Annotated in this window: 1 protein-coding gene; it reads right to left on the reverse strand. The window is 30.1% G+C overall.

The window, feature by feature from the left end:
* Positions 1–802, reverse strand: an 802-nt coding sequence (locus I6E15_RS10040) for an IS256 family transposase (RefSeq protein ID WP_419180954.1), incomplete at its 3' end; no start/stop codon positions are given.
* Positions 803–921: the final 119 nt, after the last annotated feature.

Raw genomic sequence — 921 nt, forward strand, 5'->3', positions numbered from 1 at the left:
CAGGAATATATCTTAGTGTATTACGCACTTGATGAACAATACAACGTTGATATTCTGTTTTTGGAAAAGCTACAGTAACTGCATCTTTCATTCCAGATAAACCATCAGCACATAAAATTAAAATATCTTTAACTCCTCTATTTTTAAGATTATTAAAAATTCCTAACCAGTATTTGCTGCTCTCGTTTTCTCCGATTTCTATACTTAAAACTTCTTTTTTTCCCTCGTTATTTATTCCTAAAATTATATATGCCGCTTTTTTTCTAATTATTCCATTGTCCCTAACAGAGAAATGAATCGCATCAACAAAGATAACTGGATAAACATCAGATAAAGGTCTTTGTTGCCATTCTTCAATTTGTGGAAGAAGTTTATCAGTAATATCAGAAACAAGCCCTTCACTAACTTCAAATCCATATATATCTTCAATTTGCTCTGATATTTGACGCGTAGTCATCCCTTTAGCATACATAGAAATAATTTTATCATCTATAGCCGAAATATCTTTTTGATGTTTTTTTACAACTCTAGGTTCAAAAGATCCTTCTCTGTCTTGAGGGACATCAATTAAAGTCTCTCCATATTTACTATGAATAATTTTAGATTTTTTACCATTACGGGAATTAGAGTTATCAGAACGTTGATATTCTTCATATCCTAAGTGTTCAGTCATTTCAGCTTGAAGCATTTCTTGAATAGTTCCCCCAAGTAAATCTTTTAAAGCTTCTTGAATATCTTCTGCAGATTGAATGTCATACTCATTAATAAGTTGAGCAATGATGTTTCTTTTTCCTTCAGTCATTTGAATACCTTTTCTTTTTTTCTTTTCCATAAAAAATAGCCTCCTATGATATTAATTTTATCATAGAAAGCTATTAAAAGTTAGTATTATTTAATTTACAGAATCTTTTTCACAGGCTC

Source organism: Fusobacterium perfoetens (assembly GCF_021531475.1).
Taxonomy (GTDB): Bacteria; Fusobacteriota; Fusobacteriia; order Fusobacteriales; family Fusobacteriaceae; genus Fusobacterium_B.